This is a genomic window from Agrobacterium sp. Ap1, assembly GCF_017313375.1.
In the GTDB taxonomy this organism is placed as follows: domain Bacteria; phylum Pseudomonadota; class Alphaproteobacteria; order Rhizobiales; family Rhizobiaceae; genus Neorhizobium; species Neorhizobium cellulosilyticum.
Window position 1 is genome coordinate 18,145 of sequence record NZ_JAFLMY010000036.1, and the last position, 16,276, is coordinate 34,420.

General features: G+C 57.8%; 11 protein-coding genes and 2 pseudogenes. 3 read left to right on the forward strand and 10 right to left on the reverse strand.

Going from position 1 to position 16,276, the window contains the following annotated elements; all coding sequences use genetic code 11:
* Nucleotides 1-153: 153 nt before the first annotated feature.
* The 8 genes and pseudogenes from JZX87_RS29255 to JZX87_RS29295 form a co-directional block, all read right to left on the reverse strand.
* On the reverse strand, nucleotides 154-1,359 hold the full coding sequence (locus JZX87_RS29255) for an MFS transporter (protein ID WP_206829357.1): 1,206 nt from the start codon (nucleotides 1,357-1,359) through the stop codon (nucleotides 154-156).
* A 170-nt stretch (nucleotides 1,360-1,529) separates the two neighbouring features.
* Nucleotides 1,530-2,732 (reverse strand): NHL repeat-containing protein, encoded by a 1,203-nt coding sequence (locus JZX87_RS29260; RefSeq protein ID WP_206829358.1) that lies wholly within the window; start codon nucleotides 2,730-2,732, stop codon nucleotides 1,530-1,532.
* A 770-nt stretch (nucleotides 2,733-3,502) separates the two neighbouring features.
* On the reverse strand, nucleotides 3,503-4,843 hold the full coding sequence (locus JZX87_RS29265) for a c-type cytochrome (RefSeq protein ID WP_210349141.1): 1,341 nt from the start codon (nucleotides 4,841-4,843) through the stop codon (nucleotides 3,503-3,505).
* 114 nt (nucleotides 4,844-4,957) lie between these two features.
* Nucleotides 4,958-7,222 carry a xanthine dehydrogenase family protein molybdopterin-binding subunit gene (locus JZX87_RS29270; RefSeq protein WP_206829360.1) on the reverse strand — a complete coding sequence of 755 codons (2,265 nt, stop codon included), beginning with the start codon at nucleotides 7,220-7,222 and terminating at the stop codon, nucleotides 4,958-4,960.
* Nucleotides 7,219-7,680, reverse strand: coding sequence for a (2Fe-2S)-binding protein (locus JZX87_RS29275; RefSeq protein ID WP_206829362.1), 462 nt, complete (start codon nucleotides 7,678-7,680; stop codon nucleotides 7,219-7,221). The genes JZX87_RS29270 and JZX87_RS29275 overlap by 4 nt, the downstream gene beginning before the upstream one ends.
* A gap of 409 nt (nucleotides 7,681-8,089) precedes the next feature.
* Nucleotides 8,090-8,602: pseudogene (locus JZX87_RS29280) on the reverse strand (transposase); the annotation flags it as partial.
* Nucleotides 8,603-8,930: 328 nt separating this feature from the next.
* Nucleotides 8,931-9,662, reverse strand: a pseudogene (locus tag JZX87_RS29290) (membrane-bound PQQ-dependent dehydrogenase, glucose/quinate/shikimate family); the annotation flags it as partial.
* A 79-nt stretch (nucleotides 9,663-9,741) separates the two neighbouring features.
* Complete coding sequence (locus tag JZX87_RS29295; protein WP_206829366.1) at nucleotides 9,742-10,209, reverse strand: Hsp20 family protein; 468 nt, start codon at nucleotides 10,207-10,209, stop codon at nucleotides 9,742-9,744.
* Nucleotides 10,210-10,687: 478 nt separating this feature from the next.
* Here JZX87_RS29295 and JZX87_RS29300 point away from each other — a divergent pair, with 478 nt between their 5' ends.
* Nucleotides 10,688-11,902 carry an IS701 family transposase gene (locus tag JZX87_RS29300; RefSeq protein WP_132280467.1) on the forward strand — a complete coding sequence of 405 codons (1,215 nt, stop codon included), beginning with the start codon at nucleotides 10,688-10,690 and terminating at the stop codon, nucleotides 11,900-11,902.
* A gap of 246 nt (nucleotides 11,903-12,148) precedes the next feature.
* A complete protein-coding gene (locus JZX87_RS29305; RefSeq protein WP_206829367.1) occupies nucleotides 12,149-13,180 on the forward strand; it encodes an IS110 family RNA-guided transposase in 1,032 nt (343 codons plus the stop codon).
* Nucleotides 13,181-13,741: 561 nt separating this feature from the next.
* Here the strand turns inward: JZX87_RS29305 and JZX87_RS29310 are convergent.
* Nucleotides 13,742-14,488, reverse strand: a complete 747-nt coding sequence (locus JZX87_RS29310; RefSeq protein ID WP_206829368.1) for an NADPH-dependent F420 reductase — start codon at nucleotides 14,486-14,488, stop codon at nucleotides 13,742-13,744.
* A 65-nt stretch (nucleotides 14,489-14,553) separates the two neighbouring features.
* Nucleotides 14,554-15,543, reverse strand: a complete 990-nt coding sequence (locus tag JZX87_RS29315; RefSeq protein WP_206829369.1) for a zinc-dependent alcohol dehydrogenase family protein — start codon at nucleotides 15,541-15,543, stop codon at nucleotides 14,554-14,556.
* Nucleotides 15,544-15,680: 137 nt separating this feature from the next.
* Between JZX87_RS29315 and JZX87_RS29320 the strand changes: the two genes are divergently transcribed.
* Nucleotides 15,681-16,049, forward strand: a complete 369-nt coding sequence (locus JZX87_RS29320) for a winged helix-turn-helix transcriptional regulator (RefSeq protein ID WP_286195178.1) — start codon at nucleotides 15,681-15,683, stop codon at nucleotides 16,047-16,049.
* Nucleotides 16,050-16,276 lie beyond the last annotated feature (227 nt).

The following is a 16,276-nucleotide window of genomic DNA, read 5'->3' on the forward strand; positions in this document are numbered from 1 at the left end:
TACACGTCGCCCTCAACACATGGGCGTGCCAACCTAGGCCTCGCAGTTCCAGCAAACGGGTGGATACAAGGTTTGCGACAATGGCGAGGCGCATGCCGTCGCCAATGTGCTGGTAATATCGTGCCGGATTCGTTTCCGACTTCTCTACCGGGTTCAGGGCGCTTGGAAAGCTGGCTCAGCCTTGCGCGCCGTTTGCATCGCAAGCAACCCTGCGACCAGGAGCAGTAGCGCGCTGACGCCGAAGGTTGCGACATATCCGCTGCTGTCAAAGAGCACGCCACCAACGACCGCTCCGAAGGTGATTGCCAATTGGACCACCGCTACCATCAGGCCGCCGCCGGCTTCCGCGTCCTGCGGAAGTGTCCTTGCTATCCAGGTCCACCAGCCTACGGGCGCCGAGGTTGCGAACAGCCCCCACAGGGCGAGCAGGACAGCTGTCACAGCGACGCCGCCGGCAGAAAAAATGAGTGCCGCGGCGATGAACGCCATCAAGATCGGAATGACGATCAAGGTGCGATAGAGACCATCCGTCAGGAACCGTCCAATGAGGACAGTCCCTATAAACCCTGTGACTCCCATCCCAAGCAGCAGCAACGAAAGAGTGGAAACATCGACGTGCTCAACGATCTCGAGGAACGGCCGCAGATAGGTGAACAGTGCAAATTGGCCCATGAAGAAGATACTGACGGCGGCCATGCCCAAGGCCACGATCGGCTGCTTAAGAAGGTTGAACACTGCGACGGGGCTTGTCCGGGATGCCGTCTTCATGGATGGCAGGCTTATCATCTGCCACACGAACACGATGACGGCGATCGGAACGACGAAGAAGAACGCTCCGCGCCAGCCGATCAGACCCCCCAAGAAGCTGCCGAGCGGCGCGGCAATCACGGTTGCTAGTGCGTTGCCACCGTTGAGGATGGCAAGTGCGCGCGGAACTTTGTCCGAAGGCACAAGCCGCATGGCGGTTGCGGCAGACATCGACCAGAACCCGCCGATCACGATGCCGATGAAGGCGCGACCAAGCATGAATATCTCATAGTTCGGCGCGACGGCCACAACTGTTCCAGAGACGATCATGACGCCGGTAAGCGCAAGCAGGAGGCGTTTGCGATCAATATTTCCGGCGATTGCCGAAATGAAGAGGCTGGTCAGTACTGCAAAGGCGCCGGATACGGAAATTGCCTGTCCGGCTTGTCCTTCTGTGACGTGGAGATCGGCGGCAATTGGTGTCAACAAGCTGACCGGCATAAATTCCGATGCGATGAGCGCAAAGGCGCCAAGCGAAAGTGCGAACACACCGCCCCAGGCAGCGGTCGGGCTTTCGACAGCGTCATTGTCAATAGAAGTAGTGGCCAGCATTTAAATTACCTTATGTTTTGTTGCATGCGGACGACCTAAAGCGATCGCGGCACGCAATGCCTTCGAGATTAAAATGGTGTGGGAGGCCTTGCCGCCTCTTTACCGCTGTCGCCGTCACGCGCCCTCCCGCCCACACGACGTACGCCCCTAGCGGGTCAATACTTCAGCGATCAACGCAGGCCGGTGAGCACGAATTTCTGCACACGGCGCCCGGTCCCGACTTCAGTGACATACAGGTTGCCTTGACTGTCGGTGTCGATCGAGTGCATCCAGGTGAACTGGCCCGCCTGCCGACCGATGCGGCCGAAAGAGCCAAGTACCTCGTGGCTCGAGCGCAGCAGGATCCAGATGCGTCCGTTCATCATGTCGCCGACGTAGAGATACTTTTTGTCCGGCGAAAGCGCGATGTCAGTGACGGTACCAAGCCCGCCGGTCTTGCCTTCAATGGCGATATTGCGCACGAAGGTCAGCTTACCGTCCGCGCTCAGGTCGAACAGCTGGGCGCGGTTGTTCTGTCGGTCGCATACATAGATCTGTCCGTCACCGGTCGGCACGGCGCAGTGGATGATCGTGCCGAATTCACGCGCTTCCGGGTCGGGCCCGCTGCCCGATGTGGCCTGGCTCTGATCGAAGTTGCCCTGGCGCGTCTGAGACGCAGGTGCCGAGCCGTACGCACCCCAGATTCCGAAAGCTTTTCCGCTGGACGCGTCAAATCCGAGAAAGCGGCGGTTGATGTAGCCATCGGCTACAATTACCTGATCGCCGATGTGACTGACATCGGATGGATTGCCGAGGTGCTCGCCATCTGCGTTTCCACCGGTCTGATCCCGACGCCCAATCTGCCGGATGAACTTGCCCTCGCGCGTGTAGTTTACCACAACATGGTCGCCTCGGCCTATGCCGGCGAACCAGAGAGTTCCATCGCTGTCGACGGAGATACCGTGGAGGCTGATCGGCCACTGGTTAACGCCGTCGATGGTCGGCGCAGACTCCGGGCCGCCAAATCCACCTAGAAATCTGCCGTCTGAACTAAAATGCGCAACTGGCGGAGCCGCACGGCAGCACAGGGCGATCGGTGGTGATTGAGCAAGGCCGTTGTCGGTATTGGTTAGCGAGTCGGGCCTGTGCACAAGCCAAACACTATCGTCACTGTCCACCGCCACGCCACTGACCTCGCCCCAGAGCATGGTGTCAGGCATCCTCGGCCACGCTGCATCGACGGAAAAGCGCGGAACCGCGCTCCCGGGGGGTGCGACAATATCCTCATCGATCGACACAAGTGCCGGAACCCGCGGCGTGACAGACTGTGCATAAGACGGCACGGCGAGAAACAATTGAGAGACACAGCCGATCAGGATGGCGAAATTTCGCATTGAATATTCCTTGATTTAAGTCGTAGAGGGGCCCTGGAACAACAGCTGCAAAGCGTTTTTCCGATCTGCGGGGCCGAGCACTCCAGCGGTAACGCGCCGATACCTGCGCAGCACGCTGACGTCATTCGGCAACCTACCCGCCAGAAGGGGTGAGGACTACCCTGCCCATGGTGCATGCGATTATGAAGTCTACTCATCAATATCCGCAGCTGCCGAACATCCGGACAAGCAACACAGTTCGGCGCAAAATGCCGCCCGTAGCCAAAACCTGGTCTGGCGTACCAACATCGAGACGAGCATCATCGCAGATTTTGACCTCGCTGACCGGAACTCCGACCTGCTCGATCGACGTCCTGTGCCCCGACGAAGACTTCGGGCTGTTGAACCGCGTGGTCAGATCCTTGTAAGATCGGCGACTATTTCCTCCACGCCCAGCCACTCCATTTGGATCAGCCGCGAAGGAACATCTCTACCGGGCGTAGAAATGGGTGAATGCGTGCTGATCAATTGTGTAGGGGTTGAACGTCGACCGCCGAGAATTCGGTCGCGATCAAAAGACGCGAAGCGACATTTGGACAACCGCGTTTCGATCGGCAGTTCGCTGTTTGGTCCGCAACCTCAGCCATTCGTGCGACCATCCTGATCGTTTGTACAAACAGGTCGATATCGCGGTGGGGTCGAAGGGCGCCAGGATAAATCCTGGCGCCCTGGTCCCTGGGGTGAGTACGATAGGCTCAATGACCATTATCGTGCTTGGGAGGCAGGGACGATTAGCGCATCTGTAGGACGATTGGATTGCTGCTCGCCGGATCGGTGTGCTGTCGGAGTGCCTTGACGTCCTCCTCCTTCACCGCACCGCCGTGATTGCCCCAGGATGAGCGTACGTAGGTGAGGACATCGGCAATCTCCTTGTCCGTCAGTTGTTCGCGGAAGGGCGGCATCCGGTAGGCGTCCGGAACTCCATTGGTAACGACCCTTCCCGACCCATTCAACACGACGTTGACTTGCGAGTCGGTGTGCTCGATGAGCGAAGAGGCAGCACCTGCAAGCGGCGAGATCCACTGGTTCTGCCCGCGACCGTCCGGGCCATGACAGAAGCCGCAGCGCGCGACATAGGTCTGAGCTCCTGGGGTGCGGTTGCCGCCAGCCACTGGTGCCGATGCCGCGACATAGGCCCACGGCTTTCCGTCGGCTGACGGGTCGCCTGGAAGTGACTTCAGATAGTGACCGATGGCCCGCAGATCCGTATCGGTCATGAACTGCAGCGAATTGTTGTAAGCCTCGGTCATCGAGCCGAATACGACAGCGTGCTGATTGCGGCCATTCTTCAGGAACTGGTAGATATCCTCCTCACTCCAGCGGCCAAGACCCGTATTGTGGTCCTGACGCAGGCTTGGTGCGTACCAGCCGTCGAGCAGTGCACCCGACAGGAAGGCGGGGCTTGATTCATCGAAAGCCTTCTCATTCATCGTCACGCTGCGAGGCGTATGGCAGGCGCCGCAATGTCCGGCAGCCTGCACAAGATAGGCCCCCCGGTTCCACTGCTCGTTCCTTTCAGGTTTTTGCGCATAGACGCCTCCATCGACGAATACGGCATTCCACAGCGCCAACGGCCAGCGCATGTTCAGCGGCCACTCGATACCCGAGGGCCTGTTCGGTTGGTTGGCGGGTTCGACCCTGTTCATGAAGAATGCGTAGAGCGCTCCGATGTCATCGTCCGTCATCTTGACGTAGGAAGGATAGGGCATTGCCGGGTAGAGCCGGCGCCCATCAGGGGTGACCCCATGGCGAACGGCCCGATCGAAATCCGCAAGCGAATAGTTGCCAATACCGGTTGCCTTGTCCGGTGTGATGTTCGTCGCGAAAATCGAGCCGAGCGGCGTTCCCATTTCTAGGCCGCCGACAAATGGTTTGCTGTCCGGCGTGCTGTGACAGGCGACACAGTCGGCCTGCCGGGCGATCATTTCACCGCGTGCCAGGAGCTCCGGTGCGGCGTTGGAATGTGCCGCTGCGCTGTCGAAGGGGGACGAGGGTGTGCGGTTCACGAACCAAGTCACACCGCCGACCACGACGATGGCAATGCCAAGGAAAGCGACGAGTATTTTTCTCAAGGACAATCATCCCCTGTAAGGAGCCTTTGTGCGAGTGACACCGCCAGCTCACCGCTGGCTGTGTCACTGATGATGCGCATCAATATCGGCTGGAACGCCAAACGAAGATCTTCGTCAGCTCGTGAAAGTGTAGTGGGATAACGGCATGCTGCGAACGCGCTGACCGGTCAGGGTTGAAACGGCATTTGCCACCGCTGGAGGAACGGCCGGCAGGCCTGGCTCACCTACTCCGCCCATCTTTTCACCGCTCTCGATGATCCTCGTGTGCACGCGTGGCATACGGTCCGGCGACAGGATCGGGTAGAGATCGTAATTGCGAGCGAACGGCTTGCCGTTTTCGTAGACAACTTCCTCCAGAAGGACTTGAGACAAGCCCAGGGCGACGGCCGAGTTGATCTGCGCATCGATAATCGCAGGGTTGACGATACTGCCCGGATCGATCGCCTCCCAAAGGTCGTGAACCACGACTTCTCCAGATCGAATAGACACCTCGGCTATCGCCGCGGTGTGGCTGCCGAAAGGAGATGCCATGCCAATTCCACGCGCGCGTCGTGTGCCATCTTGCGCGGTGAATGGACCGCGCTTCCACCCGCCCGACATATCGGCGGCAGCCTTCAAAAGATTGGTCAGGCGGGCATTGTCTTTAAGCAGCTGCAAGCGCAACTCATAGGGGTCCTTACCACCTTTGTCTGCCAGTTCATCAAGAAAGCACTCGTAGAAAAAGTCATTCATCGAGTTGCCGACAGACCGCCAGTACGAAAGCATCGTCGGGTTTTCGACGTAGACCTGGGCGATGCGTTTGTTGGCAATGGAATAAGATTTCCCGGTTAATCCTTCGACAGCGGACTCATCGATTTTATCAGGGTTATGACCGCTAATGCCCTCGGTTGGTCCCTCACAAATACTCACTGCCTCCAACGCCACCGGCATGCCGGTATCATTCAGCGCACCACGGAAACGCACCGCTGCCATTGGTCGCAATGTGTCGCGCAGGAATTCTTCCTCGCGGCTCCAGATCAGTTTGATCGGCCGGCCGGTTTCCTTCGCAAGCTGGATCGCCTGTCTATAAGGGCTGGCGGCAACATAAAGGAAGTGTCTGCCGAAAAAGCCACCGAGCAGCGGGCTATGAATGTTTATCTTCGAAGCGTCTAGACCCGTGCTCTTGGCAATATCGGCCTGGAACATCTCGGGCGCCTGATTCGGCATCCAGACATCAAGGGTGCCATCCTCATTGAATCTCGCAAGAGCCGAGGGCGGCTCAAGCTGAGCATGATTGAGATACTGGCTATGGTAGGTGGCGGAGATCACTTCCTTCGCGGAGGCAAGAACGCCTGGCGCGTCGCCATCCGTCTCCGCTTCCTTGCCGTCACCGGGCTCCTTCGCAAGACGGTCGGCAAATGCCACCGTCGAGAAGTCGCTCGGCATGATACGTCCACCTTCCACGGCCGAGGTCCCATTGGCTTCCTGCCAATCGACCTGGAGCGCTTCGGCGGCACGCTTTGCGGTCCACCAACGTTCTGCGACGACTGCGACCGCTCCCGGCAGCCGGTGGACGGATTGGACGCCGTTCATCGCCTTGACCGAATCCTCGTTGCGGATGGTACCCACAGACATACCCAGGCGCGGCGCGTGCTGCACAGCCGCGTGCAACATTCCGTCCACCTTGCAGTCGATGGCGTAAACAGCGCGGCCGGTCGATTTATCAAGCACGTCGAGACGCTGAATGGGCTTGCCAATCCAGCGAAACTGGCTGCGATCCTTCAGCTTCACCAAATCGGCGCCCGGGATAGGAAGATCCATCGCGTCCGGGGCGACTTCGCCGTAAGACAGCGATCGGCCGGAAGCGGCGTGGATGACGCGTCCCGGTTCGGTCGTCAGTTCACCGACTGGAACCCCAAGCCGCGTCGCCGACGCCTGAACAATCATCAGACGGGCGGACGCGCCGAGATGGCGCATCGTATCGTAGCTTAGACGGGTCGACATGCTGCCACCGGTGATCCGCATGCCGTTGAGGATAATCTGATAATCCGGGCCTGCCGGTGCATTCTCGACCGTGAACGACGTGGGATCGAGGTCCAGCTCTTCGCCAACGATCTGGGCCATCGCCGTGAAGATGCCCTGGCCGCCTTCGACGAAGGGGCTCATCAGGCGGGCCGTGCTATCCGGGCGGATTTCGAGAAATGCCGGAACGCGTGTTCCAGGCACGACTTTGGCGGCAGCTTCCTGGGCACGCGCGGAACGAACAGGGATGCCGAAGCCGATGATGAGCGCTCCGGCAGTCGCGCCGGCGGAGGCCAGCATAAAACCGCGACGGGAAAGATTGACTGGCGGGCCGGAGACAATCTCCGTATCTAAAGCCTCGCGGAATATCTCATTCATAGAGATGCCTCCTTGCGGCCTGCGACGTCATTTACCGCCGCCTTGATGGCGTTGTAAGTCCCGCAGCGACAGAGATTGATCATCGCCGCAGCAATATCGTCGTCGCTCGGGTTCGCCGTTTCTTTCAAAAGCGCGGTCGCAGCCATCACCTGGCCGGACTGGCAGTATCCGCATTGCGGAACCTGATGCGCAACCCACGCGGTGACGACACGTTGGCCGACCTCGTCATTTTCTATCGCTTCGATCGTGGTGATCTTCTGGCCCGCAACACTGTCTAAAGGCGTTACACATGAGCGGGTGATCTGACCGTCCACGAGAACGGAACAGGCGCCGCATTGGGCAAGGCCACACCCATATTTCGTGCCAGTGAGACCCAGTTCGTCGCGGATGACCCAGAGCAGCGGCGTGTCCGGTTCAGAATTTACGTCGTAGATTTGATTGTTGACCTGGAGCTTCATAACCTAGCTGGCCTCCATGTTTCCCGGGTAAGATATGGCCTCGCGGATAGCCTCGTGATTTCTAGGCCACTAGTTCTTCGCTGTTCCGCGCGCGAGTTGATCGTTTACAATCACTCTAATCGCTCGCCATGATAATAGCCGCTGATCGATTGCGGTCATGAGCTTAGTTTCTGAATGTTGTCGTCCGTGCCGACCTTATCAGACCCCAACTTCCCATTTCGAGAACGGGAAAGCCGAACGTCAAATCTTGTCCGGCACCTGTAGCGGCAACACTCGCAGCGAATTCCAATCGAATGGGGATCTCAGAATACCACGCCAGGCCGCCCACGCATGCCGTCTGCCAGCAATCCGCTTGAGCGTTATCCACCGCATCGGGTCGATACTCGCCTGCGATCCGGAGCTCGATTGCGCCTTTTTCGACAAGGCCTTTGGCGTAGTAAGCGAGGCAGTGCTGCGGATGTATCTGGCCACGACCTCCCTATCGAGGAGCACGATTGGCTCGCTACTGTCCTCGCCGCTTCGTTACGCCCACATATGATGTGCTGGTGGCTTCCTTGTCCTTTTCCTTCAGGATCAGAACACAAGTCTCGTTGCCATGAATGAGGACTGCGACCCAGCCGGATTATCAGCGTATCATAGATGCGGTGCGATGCCTTTCGCTGGAACCGATCACCCAGTTGGCATGAGCGCCACGGCTGATCGGAACGCCGGCCCGCTCGAATGTCTGAGCCACACGGTAGAGCGGTGTGCCATCGTCGTATTATTGGACCAGCAAGAAGGCCAGCGTTGAGGTGGTTGCGATGCTTCTCGGCATAGGCTGGGTCGGCATAGGCGCGATCACGACCGGCGTATTGATCCCGGAGCGGCCGCATTGGCGACATGCATATTTCAACCGCGCATTCTGCAGGACTGAATACATCACTTACTGCCATGAAGTTAGCTCATGTGTCGTCGAAGATGCCTTCGGACCGGCGATCTGGGCAAGGCGCTTTATGGGGGAATGGATTGGCCGAATGGGCTCGCAGCCGCAGCAGAACAAGAGTAAGTATCCCGGCAGCACCAGCATGCGCGATTATGTTCGGTCGCCTGTAATGATGAGGTTGTTTCAGGGTGGTGTGCTTGGCGTAGCTATGGATAACGACTTCAGGCGTGACTAACGCGCCCATTTCGCAGCCATGGCAAGGCGAAGCTTCGCGGTGGGATAGTAGAGGCCCCGGCCGATGATTTATCGGCCGGGTTTCAGCTATTCGCTACTTAGGCAAAGCATAAGCGATAAGGTAGTCGCCCCGATCCGCAGATCCACGCGTCCCACCAACGGAGATGACGACGTATTGACGTCCTGTAGCAGGTGAAAGGTAAGACATAGGCGTTGCCTGCGACCCGGCGGGCATGCGAGCCTTCCACACTTCCTGACCAGTCTCCGTGTCGAGTGCACGCAGGTAGTAAACCATCGTGCCTGCGAAGAATGTCAGCCCTGAGGCGGTAGTGATTGGTCCTCCAAGGGTCGGCATTCCAATCGGGATCTGCAAGCCGGTCTTGATACCAAGGGGGCCCATATCCTCAACGGTTCCGGCCGGCACTTGCCAGACGATCTTGCGTGTCACCAGGTCTATAGCCGAGAAGGTGCCATAGGGCGGCTGCTGGCATGGAATGCCCAATGGTGACAGGAAGTCCGTGAGGCTAAGGGCGTATGGGGTTCCGGCTTGGGGGGCAAATCCCGTTTCGGTCTTGCCGTCCGGTCCTGGATTCTTGACTTCGCTCCGGGGAATCAGCCTTACATATTGCGGCAGGCGGATGTCGTTGACGATCATATATCCTCGGGATTCATCGACGGAGACACTGCCCCAGTTCATACCACCATAAGAGCTGGGATAGTCCAGGCTAAGCGTCGTACGCGGGGGTGTGAACTCTCCCTCGTAGCGAGCGCTTTTAAACTGGATCCGGCAATACAGCTGGTCGAACGGCGTGGCACCCCACATCCAAGACCTTTTGGTCGAACGTGACCCGGTCACGACCTGAGGGCTATCAAGCGAATGCCCTCGCCGACTGCCAGGTCTTTGCTCAGGCAACCTGACGGTCGGTTTCCAACCGAAGCGGCTCGTTAGACGATGCAACGCCGATCTCGATCTTGCGTGGCTTCATCACTTCCGGCACCTCGCGCTTGAGAGCGATCGTCAGCAGACCGTGGCGCAGATCGGCACCTTCCACCCTGACGTGATCAGCAAGCTCAAACTTCCGCTCGAACGAACGACCAGCAATGCCGCGGTGGAGATATTCGCCCTGGGGCTCTTCGGCTTTGCCGCCTTTGACGAAAAGGACATTGCGCTCCTGGGTGATATCCAGATCGCCGTCGCCGAAGCCGGCCACAGCCATCGTGATGCGATAGTCGTCTTCACCGGTCTTTACGATGTCATAGGCGGGCCAGGTGTCGATTGCATTCAGGCGCTGCGTATTACTCAGCAGGTTGAACACACGGTCAAAGCCAATGCTCGAGCGGTACAGCGGGGCAAAATCAAGTTCAGTTCTCATAACCATATCCTCCGTAAAGCAACATGGAAGGGGGCGGTGTACCCGCTTCCTCGGTCAACCGACGCCCTCATTGGGCCGTCGGCGCCGATCGATTTGGTTTCTAGGATTTCTCCGTTCAAGACCTCTTGGAGAAATTTTTCGAGCGGATCTGGTGGCGTCTTGTTCGTCGCAAATTCCATCCTATTTCGATGCCCAATCCTCGACTTGGGAGCATCGAGATGGACGACTTAGCCAGTGACGGATTTTTGGACGCTGATGTGGAACTTTTACCGCCGGAGCATATCACTGAATGCGAAACGGCTATCTGCGCTTGTTGTTGTCGTCAGCGCCCGCGCTCCATGATGGACGAAGATGGCTGCGGCATTTGCGATGAATGTCTGGCGCCTTGAACATGGGGTAATCGCGGACGCCTTCCCCGAAGACATTGCCTAACATTACAGTTGCGATTTTTTGGTTAATTCTGAATCTATAGGTCTCCATGATTCGGAGGTCATGGATGATGGGTGCATCAATCGAGACAACGTTGGACCTGTGGGCATCGTCGCTGCGAGACGTGAAGGCTCGTATTCGCGGGCTGTTTACGCAGGAGCGCGTTGCAGCTTCGGCAAACCTTTTCCTGGATGGCTTACTGGGTGACGAGCGCCGTAAGACGGGCTGGATGCGGGCTGAGGCGGCTGGTGATTCAGGCCCTTGGAAGCAACAAGCTATTCTGGGTCGCGGACGGTGGGAGGCCGACGAACTCCGCGACATCGTGCGAGAGTATGTCATCGAGCAGCTTGCTACTGATGATGCAGTCCTTGTCATTGATGAGACCGGCTTTCTCAAGCAGGGTAAGGCATCCTGCGGAGTTTCGCGTCAATACACAGGTTCAGCGGGCAAGATAACGAACTGCCAGATCGGGGTGTTCGCCGCCTATGTATCAGCTCGCGGGCATGCCTTTATCGATCGAGCCCTCTACTTACCCAAGAGTTGGACCAGCGATCCCGCAAGGCTTGCCGCCGCTCATGTTCCTGAAGCTGTAACGTTTGGCACCAAGCCGGCCCTTGCCGTCGATATGATCGGGCGTGCGCTGGTAGCCGATGTGCCTTTTTCATGGGTGGCAGCAGATGCCGTGTATGGCGTCGGAGACGTCGAAGGAGCGCTGCGCCGAGCCTGCAAAGGTTATGTTCTGGGCGTTAAATCGGATCATCATTTTGGCTCTTGGTCCGGTAAGCCTTCCGTCGCAGGAACCGCTCTTGAGATTGCTCGTGATCTCGATCCAACTGCATGGCAGCGCCTTTCCGCCGGCGATGGCACAAAAGGCGCGCGGCTTCATGACTGGGCCTACTGCGAACTGGCCGATCTCGATGCCGACGAATACAGTGATACGCAAACCGGGCTTTGGACGCGTGGCTTGTTGATCCGGCGCAATATCAGCGATGGTGATCTTGCATTCTTCACGACCTGGTGTCCAACCGGAACAGGCATTCAGACGCTCGTTTCCGTCGAAGGTCACCGTTGGGCAATCGAAGATAGCTTCGAGACCGCCAAGAACGAGCTCGGTCTCGATCACAATGAGACCCGCTCGTGGCATGGCTGGCATCGCCATGTCTCTCTCGTCATGCTCGCCTTCGCAATGATGGCTGTGATCCGATATCGCGCCAATAACGCGGCGCCCCAAAAAAGACCGCGGATGAGAACCATCAAGATCTGATCCGCTGGTCCATCCAGGAGGTCCGACGCATTGCTAATAAGCTTGCCCAGAGGCGCATAAAGCCTGCCTACGTCATCGCATGGTCATGTTGGAGACGAGCGCATCAAGCTGCCGCCCGACGCGCTCACCTAAAATCAAAATCGCAACTGTAATGCTAAGCAATATCTGACATGGGCGGTTGCCCCCGGTAAGATGAAATACGGGCTCACGATTGGAACCGGGCCCAGCATCAAATGGGAGGCAACCATGGACCAATATATCGGGCTTGATGTTTCGTTGAAAGATACGGCGGTCTCGATTCGAGAGGATAGGAAGCGGATCTGGCGAGGCAAATGCCCTTCTGATCCGAAAGCACTGGCTCAGATCATCCGCAAGCATGCTCCGTACGCAAAGCTGGTAGTCTTCGAGACAGGCCCCCTTTCGACGTGGTTTTATCACGCGCTGACAGCCGAGGGAATTCCCGCAATTTGCATCGAAGCACGTCATGCGCAAAAGGTTCTGAATGAGACACTCAACAAGACTGATGTCAATGATGCGGATGGTCTGGCGCAGTTGGCCGAAGCCGGATTTTACAAGGTCGTGCGAGTGAAGGCTTTTGACAACATGCTGACGCGCACATTGGTTGCGGCACGTAGCCAGCTCGTAAGCATTTCCAAGCAGCTCAGCAACCAAATACGCGGCCTCCTGAAAACCTTTGGTCTTATCGTTCCCAAAGGAGAAGGACGGGTATTTGATGCCAATGTGAGAGAACTGCTAAATGGGGATAGTGGCCTGGCAGTTGTGATATTGCCCCTGCTCGAGGCATGGCACGACATACGTAAGCGCGCAGCCAATCTTGATCACCAGTTGCTCGCAGCTTCAAGACAGAGCCGAGCTACGAAGCTTCTGATGACGATTCCAGGCGTTGGTGCCGTCACGGCCGTCTCGTACATTGCAGCGATCGACGATCCTGAAAACTTCCCCACCTCGCGCTCGGTTGGTGCTTGGCTCGGGCTGACGACGCGGCGCTATCAGTCCGGCGAAATCGATTACGATGGCCATATCTCGCGACGGGGTGACGGTCGGCTGCGGGGATTACTCTACGAGGCGGCAACCGTCCTCTTAACAAGAACCACTGCCAGGACCGAATGCAGTCTTAAAACCTGGGGGCTGAAGCTGCGTGAGCGGCTGGGCTTCAAACGTGCCGCGGTTGCTGTTTCGCGAAAACTTGCCGTCATCATGCATAGCATGCTCAAGACCGGGCAAGCGTTCAATCCATTGGCTGGCGCTGCTGCATAGGCAAAACGCCGGCCTACCTGCCTCAGCGTCTCAATCCGACCGAGATGCTGGGCGTCCCCGCTGTGGACGTGGGTTGGGTCATTCCGTCGCAGCTCGTTGAGACTGCGTCTTGAACATAGGAAGACCCGCCCTGCGAAAACCCATCATGCGGCGATTGCATGTCGACCGCGGAGACAACAGTGCTCCCAGCACCGGACGAGTTTGCAGGAATATTGAGATGTAAAACGAAGAAGTGGAAAAGATGTCGCGCTTCCAACACGGCAACGAAGTACGTCGTTTAAAATCCACTTGACCCGAGGCAGGCGATTAGACAACGGATACGAACCGTCGACCCGACATTAATTCGGTTGCGAGACGACGAATAAATGCAGCAGATCAAGCATCTGGTCTATTTGGAATGTCCGCTATGGGGCGGCCGGGTACGGACCGTCGGCTTCACGATGCCCAGCTGGAAAAGCTGACGTCGTGACTCCTTCCGCTGAAGTTTGAGTTTGCCCCTAAGCCGACATGGCTAAATTGGAGACTGAATGGCTGGCGGCTAAACAGCGGCCAGCCATGTCGTCACATACAGATCGCCCGGTTCAGGCGGACACCAAAGTCCGCGTCCGGATTAGTTGTTGCGTCGCCCACTCTTTCCTGAATGACCGCGACAACAAGATCACGCCGCTTTGGAAGTCGAGCTTTCTCGGCCTTCGCCAGCGCGTCGGCCATCTCGTCACGGGTAAGGTCCGTGCAGTAGCCGGGGGCGCCGGGCTGCTGCCGCCACGATTCTGCAATGGTGCCGGAATAAACCGCATCGAGACCTGAGTCCTCTACGAGTGCCAGCCCAACCTCGCGATCGCGGTCACGGCCAGCCGCAACAGGTATCGCAATTCGCCCGGCGCTACCTGCTGGTTTGCCCTTCCTCGCGAAAGAGTCCGAACCGATTGCGTTCCATGCCTTGACGATGGGACGGCCTAGCTGCTCGGAGACCCAGACGCTTTCAACCTTCCCCTCTTCGATCTCGGCGATCTTTTCATCGCGCATCGGATAGTAGTTCGACGTATCGATCACTACCGTGTCTTCCGGAACGGTCGCCAGCAATGGCGCGATGCCCGGTATGCGGTTCAGCGGGATTGAGAGGATGATCGCATCTGCGTCCTTTACAGCTTTCTCAGCAGTGACTGCTCGGCCGCCAGAGGCCAGCACCTCGGAAGGGATTGTCTCCGGCCCGCGCGAATTTGCGACCTTCACTTCATGCCCTGCCTCGCTCAGAGTCCGAACCAGTGTTTTTCCTATGTGGCCGACGCCAAGAATTCCGATCTTCATGAGCTTGTATCCCTTCTGTTGTTTCACAGGCTATGGCTGACTGCTTCGCCACAGCCTGTGGCAGGTTAGACAGTCACAACGATCTTGCCGATCTGCTCGTTGCTTTCCAGGAAGCGGGTTGCCTCTTGAATGGCATCGAAGGCAAAGGTGCGTGAGATCAATGGATCAAGCGTCCCAGAGCGCAGCCCGTCATTGATGAAGGTCTTCGCGCGGGAAAGGATCGCGTCGTCGGAGACAATCTCCGTGTAGAGATAGCCCTTCAATGTCAGGCTCTTGCCCAGCACGGCGAACTGCGGGAACGGACCTTCGTCGGGGCTGAGAGCACCGTATTCAAGCAGGATGCCGCCAACTGCCATGCAGTCCGCGAGCTGCGCGATGGCCGGGCCGCCAATGGGATCGAAGACAACGCGCGCGCCCTTGCCCCCGGTGATTTCCATGACACGGGCTGCCAGATCATCTTCTTCCGTCGCGATGACATGATGCGCGCCTGCCTTGATCAGGGCTTCCACTTTCGACCCTGTCCGCGTTGTGGCAATCACCGTCGCGCCGACACTTCGAGCGATCTGTATTGCGGCAACGCCGACGCTGCTTGATGCCGCGGATACGATCACGAACTCATTCGTCGTGAGCTTAGCCTGTTCGATGAGCGCACCCCAGGCTGTGACATACTGCATCCATGATGCTGCTGCCTGTTCGAACGACAGGTTCTCCGGGTGCTTTACGACGTGACGGCCGGGTACGTTGATGAGTTCGCCGTACGTGCCCCATCGCGCCATGTCGAGGGTTGGAATGACACTGACAGCATCGCCTTCGGCGAAACCCGTTACCGCGCCTCCGATTGCGGTGATCGTACCTGCTGCTTCGTAACCGAGCATCGAAGGAAACTCGGCCTCTTGCAGATATGCGTGGCGGCGGAACATCACCTCGGCGCGGTTGAGACCGATGGCCTTAACAGCGATTTGCACCTCGTCATTTGCCGGGGCGGAAACGTCGATATCGTCGATCCGGAGAACATCGGGTTCCCCGTATTCATGAAAGCGAACAACTCTCGTCATGCTGCATATTCCTTATATCTTCATCACGCCGTGAAGCCGCGTGATTTGTGGTATGCATTTCGCAACTGGAAGCGAAATTGAAAATACGGTAATCGAATGCACATAGTGTCCAAAAGTATACCGTCGAAGAGGTCAGAATGAACAAGGATCGGAACTACGACGAGGTGCCCGGCTGCACGATGTATGCGGCGCTCAATCTTATCAGCGGCAAATGGAAGGGCATGATCCTGTATCATCTCCTGAAAGGAACTCTCAGGTTCAATGCCCTGAAGCGAGAGCTGGGAGACTGCTCCCAACGTCTCCTGATCAAGCAGCTTAGAGAGCTTGAGGACGATGGGCTTGTGGCACGGAAGGTGTTCGCAGTCATCCCGCCCAAAGTCGAGTACTCGATAACCGAGGAAGGCAGAACCCTCGCGCCCATTCTACTCGGGCTACGGGACTGGGGTCACGGATGGCTTAATCGGCGCAACTTGGTAGCGCGCGATGATCATCTTGATGCCGCGTAGCGAAATAGGCGCAGTCACAGCTTGAAGCACGGCGAAGGCAAGCGACCAGGCGTACGGGAAGGGCTGTCCGCTAAAAAGCGCACAGACGACGTCATTAAGCAAGATAGGTGATGTCTGCTTTCAGGCACGCGCGACGCTGGCTGTTGGTTTCCACGCAGAACTGATGGAGTGGATGCCCCCTCCCGACGGCATCGCGATGTGCCAAAGTGATGTTTGCAACAACGTCA